The organism is Rothia sp. CCM 9416, from assembly GCF_048513535.1.
Lineage (GTDB): Bacteria > Actinomycetota > Actinomycetes > Actinomycetales > Micrococcaceae > Rothia.
Window position 1 is genome coordinate 1 of sequence record NZ_JBLXXR010000014.1, and the last position, 13,908, is coordinate 13,908.

General features: G+C 58.3%; 14 protein-coding genes, 2 tRNA genes and 1 riboswitch. Of the genes, 13 read left to right on the forward strand and 3 right to left on the reverse strand.

Annotated elements, in window-relative coordinates:
• Positions 1-59: 59 nt before the first annotated feature.
• The 7 genes from ACN080_RS06850 (at position 60) to ACN080_RS06880 (ending at position 5,292) form a co-directional block, all read left to right on the forward strand.
• Positions 60-133 (forward strand) — tRNA-Cys (locus ACN080_RS06850).
• A gap of 1 nt (position 134) precedes the next feature.
• Positions 135-206 (forward strand) — tRNA-Val (locus ACN080_RS06855).
• 238 nt (positions 207-444) lie between these two features.
• On the forward strand, positions 445-1,326 hold the full coding sequence (locus tag ACN080_RS06860) for a cytochrome (RefSeq protein ID WP_419104318.1): 882 nt from the start codon (positions 445-447) through the stop codon (positions 1,324-1,326).
• Between the two features lie 28 nt (positions 1,327-1,354).
• On the forward strand, positions 1,355-1,969 hold the full coding sequence (gene def / locus ACN080_RS06865) for a peptide deformylase (protein ID WP_419113371.1): 615 nt from the start codon (positions 1,355-1,357) through the stop codon (positions 1,967-1,969).
• 23 nt (positions 1,970-1,992) lie between these two features.
• A complete protein-coding gene (gene fmt, locus ACN080_RS06870) occupies positions 1,993-2,919 on the forward strand; it encodes a methionyl-tRNA formyltransferase (protein ID WP_419113372.1) in 927 nt (308 codons plus the stop codon).
• A complete protein-coding gene (locus tag ACN080_RS06875) occupies positions 2,916-4,649 on the forward strand; it encodes an RsmB/NOP family class I SAM-dependent RNA methyltransferase (RefSeq protein ID WP_419113373.1) in 1,734 nt (577 codons plus the stop codon). The genes fmt and ACN080_RS06875 overlap by 4 nt, the downstream gene beginning before the upstream one ends.
• 34 nt (positions 4,650-4,683) lie before the next feature.
• Complete coding sequence (locus ACN080_RS06880) at positions 4,684-5,292, forward strand: DedA family protein (protein ID WP_419100479.1); 609 nt, start codon at positions 4,684-4,686, stop codon at positions 5,290-5,292.
• A gap of 80 nt (positions 5,293-5,372) precedes the next feature.
• Here the strand turns inward: ACN080_RS06880 and ACN080_RS06885 are convergent, their stop codons facing one another.
• Positions 5,373-6,728: a Na+/H+ antiporter family protein gene (locus tag ACN080_RS06885; protein WP_419104321.1), complete on the reverse strand. Its 1,356-nt coding sequence runs from the start codon at positions 6,726-6,728 to the stop codon at positions 5,373-5,375.
• A gap of 164 nt (positions 6,729-6,892) precedes the next feature.
• Here ACN080_RS06885 and rpe point away from each other — a divergent pair, with 164 nt between their 5' ends.
• On the forward strand, positions 6,893-7,558 hold the full coding sequence (gene rpe, locus ACN080_RS06890) for a ribulose-phosphate 3-epimerase (protein ID WP_419100523.1): 666 nt from the start codon (positions 6,893-6,895) through the stop codon (positions 7,556-7,558).
• Between the two features lie 14 nt (positions 7,559-7,572).
• Positions 7,573-8,370, forward strand: a complete 798-nt coding sequence (locus ACN080_RS06895) for a hypothetical protein (RefSeq protein ID WP_419113374.1) — start codon at positions 7,573-7,575, stop codon at positions 8,368-8,370.
• A gap of 24 nt (positions 8,371-8,394) precedes the next feature.
• Here the strand turns inward: ACN080_RS06895 and ACN080_RS06900 are convergent, their stop codons facing one another.
• Both ACN080_RS06900 and ACN080_RS06905 read right to left on the reverse strand, forming a co-directional pair.
• A complete protein-coding gene (locus ACN080_RS06900; RefSeq protein ID WP_419111901.1) occupies positions 8,395-9,132 on the reverse strand; it encodes a DUF6318 family protein in 738 nt (245 codons plus the stop codon).
• Positions 9,133-9,342: 210 nt separating this feature from the next.
• Positions 9,343-9,651 (reverse strand): hypothetical protein, encoded by a 309-nt coding sequence (locus ACN080_RS06905; RefSeq protein ID WP_419113375.1) that lies wholly within the window; start codon positions 9,649-9,651, stop codon positions 9,343-9,345.
• Between the two features lie 167 nt (positions 9,652-9,818).
• Positions 9,819-9,950, forward strand: a riboswitch (FMN riboswitch).
• A gap of 143 nt (positions 9,951-10,093) precedes the next feature.
• On the opposite strand from ACN080_RS06905, the gene pnuC reads away from it, so the two are divergent.
• From pnuC to ACN080_RS06925, 4 genes are read left to right on the forward strand one after another with little or no spacing between them, the layout of a single operon-like run.
• Positions 10,094-10,807, forward strand: coding sequence for a nicotinamide riboside transporter PnuC (gene pnuC / locus ACN080_RS06910; protein WP_419104324.1), 714 nt, complete (start codon positions 10,094-10,096; stop codon positions 10,805-10,807).
• On the forward strand, positions 10,804-11,856 hold the full coding sequence (gene ribD, locus ACN080_RS06915; protein WP_419113376.1) for a bifunctional diaminohydroxyphosphoribosylaminopyrimidine deaminase/5-amino-6-(5-phosphoribosylamino)uracil reductase RibD: 1,053 nt from the start codon (positions 10,804-10,806) through the stop codon (positions 11,854-11,856). The genes pnuC and ribD overlap by 4 nt, the downstream gene beginning before the upstream one ends.
• 47 nt (positions 11,857-11,903) lie before the next feature.
• Complete coding sequence (gene ribB / locus ACN080_RS06920) at positions 11,904-13,220, forward strand: 3,4-dihydroxy-2-butanone-4-phosphate synthase (protein WP_419113377.1); 1,317 nt, start codon at positions 11,904-11,906, stop codon at positions 13,218-13,220.
• The gene (locus ACN080_RS06925; protein WP_419113378.1) at positions 13,210-13,827 is read left to right on the forward strand and encodes a GTP cyclohydrolase II; all 618 of its coding nucleotides are present in this window, start codon (positions 13,210-13,212) and stop codon (positions 13,825-13,827) included. The genes ribB and ACN080_RS06925 overlap by 11 nt, the downstream gene beginning before the upstream one ends.
• Positions 13,828-13,908: the final 81 nt, after the last annotated feature.

Consider the following 13,908-nt stretch of genomic DNA (forward strand, 5'->3'; position numbering starts at 1 on the left):
CGTCAACCGCTCTCTCGGAAACACTAGTTTTCGCAACTCAGGCCCCGGCCTGAGCGTGTGGTGGGGTGGTCGAGTGGTTAGGCAACGGTCTGCAAAACCGTGTACGCGGGTTCGAATCCCGTCCTCACCTCCACGCGCGATTGGCGCAGCGGTAGCGCACTTCCTTGACATGGAAGGGGTCACTGGTTCGATCCCAGTATCGCGCACAAAGAGAAGCCCGGCCTCCTAGGAGGTCGGGCTTTTTGATGCCCAGTGATCAACAGGGGACTTAGCCAGAAGACAGCAGCAAAGCAGTATAGGGGTAGCCGAGCTTACCTACGGGTGCCCTCGTATTGAGGTGACCAGGCGCGTATAATCGATAGAGCGCCGGCAGCCCAGATTGATGCAAGGTACCCGGCGCCTGAATCTATCGCCAACCCCGCCCCACCACGTCAGGACGTTTCTTTGACCACTCCCATGCTCGCGCAGGCCACCGACCACGGTCGAATGTATGCGCGCACCGTGGGCGGGGAGTTGCTGGTGCCTTCCATTACTACAGTTATTGGGCAACAGGCCAGTGACTTGAGTGGTTGGCATGGCTACATGGCAGCCAAAGCTGCTCTTGAAGATCAGCGAGCCTACCGAGCATCAAGTAGCGCTGGGCTCAAATTTGCCATTATCCGTGACGCGGCGAGCGCATCGGAGCGCTACCGAGACGATGCCGCAGCCCGCGGGGACCGTGTGCACAACTATGCGGAGCAGGTCGCCCTACGAGCCATGGGCCTGCCTCATGAGCTGGAAGGCTACCGTGAAAACCTGATAGCCCACGGTGAGCAGGCCTACGCTGACCGTTTTGATGAGTGGTGGGAACAGTACCGCCCTCAACCCTTAGCTACCGAGGTCACTATCTGGAACCAGACAGTGGGTTATGCTGGCACCCTTGACCTGGTAGCAGAAATAGCGGGCCACACCTGCATCATTGACTATAAAACCAAGGGCACCGACCGCAAAGGTCGGGTAAAGCCTCTGGACGATAAGGTCGTTATGCAACTGGTGGCCGGGCTCAAAGCTGAAGAGGCTCTTATCGACGCTGAAAACGGTGAGTGGGAGCCTTGGAAACACGGTGGAGCTAGCATCTTGATGGGGGTAGCCGTGGGCCAGACCCAGGTTGTTCCCCAGCAAGCCAACCCACAGGTACTCAAAAGCAACTGGTTCAAATTCTGTGCCCTCAAAAGAGTATGGGATCTGAACCGAGAGCTGACTGAGAGTACCGAAGAGTCACTGATGCCCCTGGTGCCGCCACCGTTTGCTGATTCTGCCGAGCACCCCGGTAAAGCTGCCTCATAGACCCCTGTACCCTAGCCCAAGAGAGCTCATGACCATTCTGACTATCCGCACCGTAGGTGACCCGGTTCTCCGCACTCCCTGTGACCCCATTACCGTTTTTGACCAGGACCTGTGCAGGCTGGTCCATGACATGCTCGAAACCATGTACGCCGTTGAAGGCGTGGGATTAGCTGGCCCCCAGGTGGGGATTGCCAAGCAGATTTTTACCTTTGGCAACATTGATGGGCTTGAAGGGCACGTCATTAACCCGGTGATTGAGATAGGGGACGAACCCCAGGAGGGTGGCGAGGGGTGCCTTTCCGTTCCCGGTTTATCTGCTGCGACTCCGCGCAAGAACTGGGCGCGAGTTACGGGTCTTACCTGTGAGGGGCAGCCTGTGACTTACGAGGGCCAAGGCCTTTTTGCTCGCATGCTGCAGCACGAGACTGACCACCTGCATGGCACTATGTTTATTGATCGCTTGGTGGGCGAAGACAAGAAAAACGTCTGGCGTAAGATCCGCCAGTCTAGCTACAACGAGGTAGCCGCCGCCGTCCAAGGGGAGAGGGCCTCTCAGGCCTCATCGGTTTTTGGTGCCCTCGGCGGTTCGCTGGGCGCAGGCCAAGGAAAGGCCGGGCGCAAGCCGGGTTCCTTTGGTATCTAGTCGGTCCTCACAAGAAAGTTGATATGAAGGTTTTATACGCTGGCACGCCTGAACTCGCGGTTGCCCCGCTTGATGCCCTGCTCCAAGCTGGGCACGACGTTGTTGCTGTGCTGACCCGTGAAGATGCTCCGGTGGGGCGTAAGAGGGTTCTTACTCCCTCACCCGTAGCCCAGCGTGCTCAGGAGCTGGGAGTACCCGTTATTAAGGCCAGCCGCTGGGACGACGAGATTCACGCTGCTGTAGCTGACACCGGGGCGGAGATTGCGGCTGTTGTTGCCTTTGGAGTCCTGCTCCCTCAGCGAGCGCTGGACCTTCTTCCCCACGGCTGGATTAACCTCCACTTTTCTGCGCTTCCTAACTGGCGCGGTGCCGCACCGGTTCAGCGAGCGCTGATGGCCGGGGAAAGCGAAATCTTCTCGAATACTTTCCGTATTGAGGCAGGCCTGGATACCGGCCCGGTCTTCCGTCAGGAGTCAACACCTGTGGGCGAGTTTGATACCGCCGGTGATATCCTGAACCGGCTCGCGGCTACCGGTGGAGCCCTGCTCTCTGCTACCTTTGCAGACATTGCTCAGGGCGCTACCGGCCAGCCCCAAACCGGGCAGGCAACACACGCTGCCAAGCTCACCATCGCCGACGGAAAAATTGACTTCAGCCGCACCACCGGCCAGATTCTAGCTCAGGTAAGCGGCGTGACACCCGAACCTGGGGCATGGGCGGAGCTTGGCGGTGCCCGCTTCAAGATTGGCATGCTTCGCCGCTCAGAAGCTCCCACTCGAGGGACACCAGGCACAGTCCACCTTGTGGGCAAGAAACCTGTTGTCACCTGTGGTGACGGTAGCCTTGAACTTACCCAGGTCCAACCTGCCGGGAAGAAGATGATGAACGCCGCCGATTGGGCACGAGGCCAAAGCGCGGCTATCAAGGATCAGAAAGTAGTTTTGGTATGAGTGCCCATGACGCACCCCGCGCAGCACGCGGTCACGGTAAAGGCCGTCCTAGCTCAGCCAATCGAGGCGGTACCCCCAACCCGCGCGGCTCCCGCGGCAAACGAAGTGCCGGGCCCCAGACCGGTAACACGAGTGGTTCCTACCGTGGGCGTCCTGCACAGGAAAACAGCGCGCACGACAAGGAGAGCCGCCGTAATGCTAAGGGCCGTGAACGCAACCGGAAGGCCTTCAAAGACCGCGTCTTTTCTGATGCCGCGCCCTCACAGCGCGCCCGCAGAGCTGATAAGGCCCGCGCTGTCGCCTACCAGGTATTGCTGGCTGTAGCCCATGAGGACTCTTACGCTAATCTGGTTTTGCCCAAAGCTATCCGCACTGCACGGCTCGATGCCCGTGATGCTGGCTTTGCCACCGAGCTGACCTACGGAACCTTGCGTAATCAGGGAACCTATGATGCGATTCTGGCCCACTGTGTTGACCGTCCGGTGGAAAAAATCGGTACCAAGATTCTCTTGGTCCTCCGTTTGGGAGTTCACCAGCTCATGGCCATGCGAGTGCCCGATCATGCCGCTCTCAACCAGACCGTTGCACTGGCCCGTTCCGAAATCGGTACCGGCCCTGCCAACTTCGTCAATGCGGTCTTGCGCCGGGTCTCAGAACGGAGCCCCGAGCAATGGCACGAACTGATTGCCTCTCAGGCACCCGATGAGCTGACCCGTCTGGCCCTGGAGAAGTCCCACCCGGCCTGGGTCGTCCGGTCCTTCCGTCAGGCCCTTGCTGCCCACGGCCGTGCGCCCAGTGAGGTAGAGCAACTGCTTGAAGCCGATAACCTCTCACCGGTAGTGAACCTGGTTGAGTTACCCGGGCTGGGGACCCTAGACGAGGCCCGCGCCGCCGGTGCGAGCGACGGTGAGCTCGTTCAAGGTTCTGCCCTGTACGCTTCGGGCGACCTAGCCCGGTTAGAGACAGTGCGCAGTGGTGTGGTTCGGGCCCAGGACGTCGGCTCACAGTTGGTAGCTCGTGCTCTGGCTGATGCCCCACTGGAGGGCCCAGACAGTCGCTGGCTTGACCTCTGCGCAGGTCCCGGCGGTAAAGCCGCCCTACTTGGTGCCCTGGGGGCCCAGCGCGGGGCTACCCTGGTGGCTAACGAGTCTGCTGAGCACCGGGCCGAACTGGTCCGCCGTTCTCTGGCCCCGCTTCCGGAAGGCACCTACACGGTGCTCACCGGTGATGGCCGGGAAATTGCCAGCACACTGAGCCAGCAGAAAAAAATGCCCGGTAGCGCAGAAGCCAGCGCACTTTTTGACCGTGTTATGGTCGATGTTCCCTGCTCAGGTCTAGGTGCCTTGCGCCGCCGTCCCGAGGCTCGTTGGCGTAAGAACCCCCGCGATATCGCTGAGCTTCTGCCCCTTCAGCTCTCGCTCTTCCAGGCCGCAGCAGAAGTCACCCGACCCGGTGGTCTGATTGCCTACGTCACCTGTTCTCCACATACCGCAGAAACCCAGAGCATCGTGCACGATATTCTGCGTAAGACCGACGTGACCCTGCTCGACTCGGGGGCCGCACTCACCTCGGTAGCCCTGACCGATGACCGGGGGCAAAGCCTACTGGCAGGGGAGAAAGACCCCTCCTTTAGCCCTGATGGAGCAGGTCAGGGCGCAACCACCGCTCAGCTCTGGCCCCATATCCACGGGACTGACGCTATGTTCTTTGCCCTCTTTCGCAAAAACTAGGTCTGTAAGCCCTCACTTTAGAAAGTTATAATCTATGTCCTCTTTACTAGACCCCCAGCATCTCATAACCACGTTCGGCCTCATTGGCATTGCGCTGGTTCTTTTCGCCGAGACCGGCCTGCTGATTGGCTTCTTCCTGCCCGGCGACTCGCTCCTGTTTATCGCAGGGCTCATGACTAGCGGCGAGACCAAAATTGCACCTCTATGGGCCCTACTTTTGGTGACCGTCACCGCAGGTTTCGTGGGTGACCAGACCGGGTACCAGATCGGAAAGAGCACAGGGCCGGCAGTTCTGCGCTCACGGGCTGGTCGCATGATTGGCGATGAACGCATCAACAAGGCCCACGAGTACTTTGCAAAATACGGTGCCCGAACCGTAGTCATCGCCCGCTTTGTCCCCATTGTCCGTACCGTCGTCCCCGTCTTAGCAGGCATCAACGAGATGCCCCGCACAACCTTTGTTAAGTGGAACCTGATCGGAGCATTCCTCTGGGGCACCCTGCTGCCCATCGCAGGTCACTACCTGGGAGGAATCGCCTTTATCCGTGAGCACGTTGACCTGATCGTTGTGGGTATCATTCTGCTCTCTTTGATTCCTGTCCTGATTCAGGTGCTCACAACCCGCAAATCAGCCAGCTCTTAGATGCCACAGCAGGCATGGCAAAGGGGCCGCTGCTACCCGGAATGGTAGCAGCGGCCCCTTGAGCTCGTGAGGTAAGGTTTTTACAGAATCATGGCCGCGACCCAGCCTGCGCCCAGCAGTGGCAGATTATAGTGCAAGAAAGTGGGAATGACGGTGTCTCGAATATGGTCGTGCTGACCATCAACATTCAGACCGGAAGTGGGTCCCAGGGTTGAGTCAGAGGCTGGGGAACCGGCATCACCAAGCGCACCTGCGGTACCGATGATAGATACCGTCGCAAGTGGCGAGAATCCCAAGGCAAGGCACAGCGGCACGTAGATGGTGGCGATAATGGGCAAGGTTGAGAAAGAAGAACCAATACCCATGGTCACAATAAGACCGACAACTAGCATAGCTAGAGCAGCCGCGGCCCTGTTACCTGCGAAGACATCGGCAACAAATGAGACCAGCGGCTCAACGTCACCGGTTTCTGAGATAACGGAGGCAAAACCCTGTGCCGAAATCATGATGAAGCCGATCAGCGCCATCATGCGCATACCGGACGTAAAGACATCATCAGCCTTGCGCCACTCAACCGCCCCGGTCACCATGAAAATTGTCAAGCCAACAAGTGCTCCGACCAGAAGTGAGTTAGCCTCGGTCTCCATGCTCTGCATAAGAACCTGCACTGCGAAGGTCGCAACAATAGCAATCAGAGCAACAAGGACCTTGAATGTGCTGATCTCCTGGGAAGCCTGTGATGCAGAATCAATGTCAACATCACGGTAGATTCGGGGTTTGCGGTAAGAGAAGAAAATAGCAAGGAGCAGACCGAAAACCATACCGGCGGCAGGAATCATCATCGCTTGCATGACATTAATACCGTCTGTGGACATACCTGCCAACTTGATATTGCCCAGCAGAATGTCATTGAGGAAGATAGCGCCAAAACCAACCGGTAGGAACATATAGGTTGTCACCAAACCGAAAGTGATCACACAGGCCAGCAGACGGCGGTCAATATGCAGACGGTTAAAAACAGCTAAGAGCGGCGGAATAACCAGAGGGATAAAAGCGATATGCACGGGAATAAGATTCTGAGACATTACGGACATGGCCAAAATCCCCGCGAGAAGGAACCACTTGACGGCAAATTCAAGGCCGTTTTTTCCTTGAGCGCTTTGGACACCCACCCGGTTAATAATTGATCCAGCAAGTAACTGGGGTAGCCCTGAGCTGGAGACGGCCATAGCGAATGCACCCAGTAGGGCATAGGAGAGAGCAAGCATGGCTCCGCCGGAGAGGCCCTCCTGATAGGCCACCATGGTTCCATCGAAACCGAGCCCGCCGAACAAACCACCCACCAGCGCACCAATAAAGAGCGCTAGGACAACATGCACACGGGCCGCGGAGAGGACAAGCATCACGAGTACTGCAAGCAGAACCGAGTTCATCATTTTCCTAACCTTTGCGAGAAGAAGCCAGTATATTTTAGCTGTGAGGGAGCTGTAAGCCCCTACACATACAGGCCCCTGAGACTGTGATGGTGATTATCTTTACTGCTTCAGGCGCTCAAGGCACTAGCATGGAAACAGCACATCATCTTGACCGAGGAGACTTCATGACCTGCCATATTCACCCGTCTATTCTGAGTGCAGACTTCTCGCGGCTGGGCGAAGAACTCAAGGCTATTTCTTCAGCCGATGCGGCCCACATCGATGTGATGGACGGGCACTTTGTCCCAAACCTGACCTGGGGCCTACCCGTGGTGAAGAGGCTCAAAGAGGTTTCCCCGGTGCCGTTTGATGTGCACCTGATGATTGAGGACGCTGATCGCTGGGCTCCCGCCTACGCCCAAGTGGGCTGTGAATCGGTGACCTTCCACGCTGAGGCGGCTACCGCCCCGATTAAGCTGGCTCGTACCCTGCGTGAGTCCGGGGCACAGGCCGGTATGGCTCTGCGCCCGGCCACCGGGGTGGAACCCTATCTGGATATGCTCACCGAGCTGGATATGCTATTGATTATGACGGTCGAGCCCGGCTTCGGCGGCCAGCCCTTCTTGGACCTTACTCTGCCCAAGATTCGACGTGCGGCCGCCGCTATTGAAGGCTCAGGCGCTGACCTGGTGCTACAGGTTGACGGCGGGATAACCACCGAAACGATCCTACGCGCGGCAGAAGCCGGTGCCACCTGCTTTGTGGCCGGTTCTTCGGTCTATGGGGCCGACGACATCCCCGCCGCTATTGCCGGGCTGCGCCGGGCGGCAAGTCTCAGCCCGCAAGCATAAATGAAGGGAAAATAATGAGTAGCCAAACACACCTTCTGACCCAAGCTGATGCTGCGCTCTCACGGGCGCAGGAAAAAATCAGCCAGAAACGTCTGGAAGAAGCTCTGGCTGACCTGCGTGAAGCCAGCGCTGGGTTTGAGAATGCCGGCGAAGTCTTTGGCCTGATTCTTGCCCTTAAAATCTCAAGCGAGGTTAACCGCGATCTAGGCAGGCTTGATGGCGCTCTGGAGCAGGTTAAAGAGGCTTACACTCTACTGGCTGAGAAGAAACCCCATGCCGAACAACTCCCGGATTTTGCCACAGAAACGGGTTCAATCTATGCGGAGCTGGGGCAGCTTGAAAAAGCTAAGCAATGGTACGCTCAGGGGCTAGGCGGCTACGAGTCCTCCGGTAACGTCCAAGGGCAGGCTCATAATTACCTGGCTTTAGCGGGTTTAGCGCGCTACGGTTCGCAAGAGAGCCAGGCCCAGGAGCTTTTAGAAACCGCCTATGGGCTCTACCGTCAGGCTGGTATGCCCCAGCAAATGGTGCAGGTACGTAGTGCTATGGCCCAGGGGCTTCTGGCAACCGGTGAAGAGCAACAAGCTCTGAACTACCTCACCGAGGCACTAGACCTTGCCCGCGAACACAATGACCTGGTGGGCTTGGGGGAGACTCACCAGCTTCTAGCCCTGGTTATTGCCCAGCAGGGGAATTCAGAGCAGGCCGAAGAACACCTGCGAGCAGCTACAGAGCACTACCGTGCGGCCGGTGACCTAGAGGCCGCTGAGTTTGTCCAGGACTTGCTTCAGAAACTGCCCCCAAGCTCATAATGCCTAGGCCACAGGTTCAGTTTTTTACTGCCCAGGTTTACTGCCCTCGGTGGTGGTAATGAATTTCCAGTTGCCCTCGATGTACTCAGCAATAAATACGACTTCCATGGCGGGGTCACCCTCGATGTCGTAGGTGTATTCCCTTCCTGTTCGCGGGTCTGTCCCGCGCATGAGGCCGTCTGTAAGCTCAAGGCTGATGACCATACCTTGGGCCCCCTTGCCCACATCGGCTAGGGGAGAGTTGAGCCGAGATATAGACATCGTGTTGCCTTCAATCCACCCCTTGATGGTGTAGACGTCCTTACGCGATGCAATAATCTCTGACCACCGGGGGCTGACTCTGGGTGAAAGTGTATCTTCAAGGGGCTTGAAGTCACCCGTCTCGACCGCGTAGTTGAAGGTTGCGGCCCAGTGCTCGGCAAAGAGATAAAGCCCATCTGCGGTTTGTTGGCGAGCACCGGGGTCTGCCACCGGTGGGGCCAGCTCGGTTTTGGGGCCTTCGGTGGTTTTGCCGTGCAACCGGGGTGATACTGATTGTGAAGGAGTCACCCTGCCTGCTGAATCATGGGGTGAGGCAGAGGGCTGGGTCCCTAGCGTGCTTTGGGGGCTGGGGCTTGAACTGGCTGATGGGGTTGAGCTGGTGCTTTGCTCAGCTTTTTGATAGCCAGTCTTCTCTGGCTGAGGGGCTTGAAGAACGCACCCGCTCAGGCTGAGTACGAGAGCAAACCCTAGGGCGGCGGAAGGAAACAGGGAAGCGGTCATTGCGGGCTCCTTAAACACTGGTAGAAGAATCTGATACAACCAAAACAGGCTGTACCTTCTTCTTACTCAAGGAGCCGCATAAGCGCTAGTGACATGGGAAAACTAAGCTATTTATGACTCGGTTGTGACATAGTTATTGCCTCCGGGGGTAACTTATCCACAGATAGATGTAGATTATCTCCCATGCGTCCAGACTTCCCTGCTGGTGTGCTACCCCCTGATGTTTTCCTCTGCCCGCTGGGCCGCTAACGGGTTACCCATCGCCTGATGAATGGTAGCCAGCATCATCCAGTACTCGGTCTGCTCAGCCTCGGGGCGCTTGGCCAGAATGGGCTTGACCAGAGTGAGCACGTTAAGAGCCTGCTTGTTTTGGGCTTCGTCCAAGAGCTTCTGCGCACCGCGAACAGCACGGGCAATGGCCTGTTCCGGCTTGCGCTTAAGCAGATGAGCAACTGCCCCGTGCTCCTGCTTAAAGGTGGTATCGCGTTTTTGGACGTTAGCGGGTTTTGTATCGCTCATGGGCTTTACCCTTCACTGGGGAGAGAAAAAATCTTCACCTATCCTAGCAAGCCGACCTCTTATCTGCCCTGCCCGTTTAGAGCCGCCTAGTCGAGCTGAGTTCGGCGGTCAGCAAACAGGTACCCAAGACAGCCCCGTACGTGCTATAACTTGAACAGTAATAAAACATCGTGCTCCGGGACCCGGTGAAAATCCGAACCGGCGGTGATAGTCCGCTAATCCTTAGCCCCTTTGGGGTAGGGACCTGACAGGTGAAACTCCTGTACCGACAGTACAGTCTGGATGGAAGGTAGCACGAGCAAACCGTCGAGACGGCCCCCGTGCCGTCTGCCGTACCCGTTCGGGTGCAAAGAAGACCTGCCCTGGCAGGCACTATCTTGGCGCACCTGTGCAGGGCACACCTGGTTTTGTTCTCCCGGAGCCACTAGCTTCGGGAGTTTTTATGGATCTCTTGCGGTGGCTCTTCGACGCACAGATTGCCCTTGGCGATCACCAGTCACTCTTGGTGCGCGAAGTCCTCGGAAATATTTTTGGCCTGCTGTCTGCCCTGGGCGGTATGCGCCGTAAAGTTTGGGCCTGGCCGGTAGGCATTATAGGTAATCTGCTCTTGCTCACCGTCTTTTTGGGCACAGTCTTCGGGTCTGACTACGGTACTGCTAATCTCTTAGGCCAAGCAGGCCGACAGCTCATGTTTATCGCGGTATCCATCTGGGGCTGGTACCGGTGGAGCCAAACCCGCAGGGGCCTGGGGGCGAACCAGTCAGCTGTATCACCGCGCTGGGCCAGTGGCCGGGAACGAATTTTTATGGTGCTTTTTATGATCCTGGGAACAGGCTTACTGACCCCGGTATTCCGAGCGCTGGGCTCCTATGAGCCAGTCTGGTCCGACGCCTGGATCTTCACCGGCTCCCTGCTAGCAACCTTCGGCATGGCTAAGGGTTGGGTTGAGTTCTGGCTGGTCTGGGTAGCTGTCGATATCGTCGGTGTTCCTCTGCTCTGGTCAGCCGGTTACTACGCCAGCGCCTTCATGTATATTTTCTACGGTGCTTTCACGCTAACCGGTTTCTTTATCTGGTGGCGAACCCGCAACCGCGAGGCAGACCGGGTGGAACTGGAAACTATCTTCCCTGACCCCACAGTGGATGTCCGAAAATGACGCATGTGGGCAAGGTGCTGGCCATGCGGTTGGCGCTTGCGGCTGCACGGCGGGGCCTTCGGGGCGCCAACCCTCTGGTCGGCGCAGTCATCCTATCCGCCGATGGTCACCATCTAGTGACTGGCTGGCACCGAGGGGCCGGAACCCCGCACGCCGAGGCCCACGCTATTGCCCAGGCTCGCTCAGCCGGTATCGACCTGACCGGTGCCCGTATGCTGGTTACCCTAGAACCTTGCAACCATACCGGCCGCACCGGCCCCTGTGCCCACGCTATCGCCCAAGCCGGAATCAGCGAAGTCATCTACGCCTCCAGCGACACCACCGACCTGGCCGCAGGTGGGGGAGACTACCTGCGCTCCCAGGGAATCACGGTAGGCTCTGGGCTTTTAGCTGAGGAGTCTTTTGCCCTCAACAGGCGCTGGTTCCAGGCTCAGGTAGCCGGTCGCCCCTTCGTCACCGCAAAAATTGCCAGTAGTTTGGACGGCTTTATCGCGGCCGGCGACGGGACCAGCCAGTGGATTACCGGCCCAGAGGCCCGCCAGGACGGGCACACCCTGAGAAGCCGGGTAGACGCCATTGCTGTCGGTACCGCAACCGTTGCGTCTGATAACCCCCAGCTCACCGCCCGTGCTCAGGGCCGACTATCAGAGCGCCAGCCCCTGCGCGTCGTCATTGGGCGTAGCTCACTGCCTGACGCTAGCTACCTGCAATCTGCGGTAGCGGCAGGTCAAGCCCTGCACTACCGTAGGCGTGAACTAACCGAGGTTTTCTCAGACCTCTACAGGCAGGGAGTCCGTCACCTCATGATTGAGGGCGGCCCCACCCTGCTGACTGCCTGCATGGCTCAGGACCTGGTGGACGAACTCTACTGGTACCGGGCGCCCCTGCTCCTGGGCGCGGGGAAACCTGCTCTAGGGGAGCTGGGCATCGACACCCTGAGCCGGGCGGCCCGTTGGGAGCTCGATGACCTGGGCATGTCCCCAGCCCTGCGACAGCTTGGCGTCGACACAGCAACCCACCTGGTACCGTCCTCTCAGACCCCGCACTAAGACTTTTTACCTAGCCGAACTTTCCAACCAGCCCGAAAGACCACCTCATGTTTACAGGAATTATTGCCGCAACAGGAACCGTAGAATCCATTGAACCGGTCCTCGACTCAGCAGGCCGCCCCAAATCCGCGGTGGTCACAATCAAGGCGGGCGATCTTATCGCTGACCTTGAGCACGGCGGTTCCTTAGCCGTCAACGGCGTGTGTCTGACCGCCACCCGCACCCAGGAAATTGCCAAGGGTAGCTTTGCTGCTGACATGATGGGCGAAACCCTAGAGCGCACCAACCTAGGCAGGTTGGCCCCCGGCGACCGGGTCAACCTGGAACGCTGTATGCCCGCCAACGGTCGCTTTGACGGGCACCTAGTGCAAGGACACGTTGACGGGCTGGGCACCGTTGTGCTGGTTCAGGACCACGAGTCCTGGCGGACCATCCGGATTAGGGCACCCCGTGATATGGCCTCCTACCTGACAGAAAAGGGCTCCATTACCGTATCTGGCGCTTCCCTGACCATCACCGCTGTTTCCCAACCCCAGGCGGACACCACCTGGTTTGAAGTGGGCCTGATTCCTGCCACCCTTGAAGCAACCACCCTGGGCGAACTCACCGTGGGTGATACCGTCAACCTGGAAACCGATGCGCTGGCCAAGTATGTCCAGCGAATTCTGGCTGTTTCCGGTTCTGTGCCGGGCCTGGGTATAGCTGCCCCCGTCCCGGCTGCTTCATCGGCCCACCCTACCGAGGCCCTCGATACCGTTGAACGAGCCATCGCAGAAATCGCTCGTGGAGGGGCCGTGATCGTTGTAGATGACGAAGACCGCGAAAACGAAGGTGATATCATCTTTGCCGCCGAACACGCCACCCCTGAGCTCATGGCCTTCACCATTCGCTATACTTCCGGCGTGATTTGTGCCCCGATGAGCGGTGAGCGTGCTGACCTACTCAATTTGCCCCCTATGGTGGAGGTCAACGAGGACGCTAAGGGCACCGCCTACACCGTCACCTGCGATGCACGGTACAAGGTGACCACCGGCATCTCAGCGGCTGATCGAGCCAACACCCTAGGAGTACTTGCAAACCCCGAGTCTGGAGCGCGTGACCTGACCCGCCCCGGCCACGTTCTGCCGCTCCGGGCGGTAGAAGGAGGCGTGCGCGTGCGCCCTGGACACACCGAAGCCGCCCTTGAACTGAGCACCCTCGCTGGCCTATCGGGTGTTGGCGTTATCGCAGAAGTAGTGAACGACGATGGCACCATGATGCGCTTTGATGGCCTGCGCGCATTTGCCACCCAGCACAAGATGCCCATGATTTCAATCGCTGATCTCGTGAGCTACCTAGAGGAACGTGACACCTTTGAACAATAAAATAGCTGAACTGATCCAGAGCAGCGACCCTGTTCTGGTGCCCACTGCGCAGGGTATTTTTGCTGTGCGCGGCTTTGAATTTTCAGATGGTAACGAACACATGCTGGCCACAGCCGTTGATGCTGACGGGAATGAGAAAACGGAGGAGAGCTCCCCACTCATCCGGCTTCACTCAGAGTGCGCTACCGGCGATTTGCTGGGGTCCTACCGCTGTGATTGCGGACCCCAGCTAGAACAGGCGCTAGAGACCGTCCAGCGTCAGGGCGGGGCTGTTCTCTACCTACGCGGGCAGGAGGGCCGGGGCATCGGGCTGGTTAACAAGCTTCGGGCTTATGCCCTACAAGACCGGGGGATAGATACCCTGGACGCCAACCTTCAGCTGGGCTTGCCCGCAGATGCCCGCGACTACACCCAGGCCGCTGCTGTCCTCACAAGGCTGGGGCTCACACAGATCCGCCTGCTCAGCAACAACCCCGCCAAGGCAGAAGCCCTGGAAAGGCTGGGAGTGAGGGTACTTGAACTAGTACCTGACATTGTTGAACCCCGCCCCGAAAACGAGGGCTACCTAGCCACCAAACGCGACCGGATGCGGCACCGCCTGGCCTAGCAACCAGCCCTATAGGGCTCAATGGCCGATAGACTTCAAAACAAGAACTAAGAGAGTGCCTGCCCCTAAGCAGGCAGAACC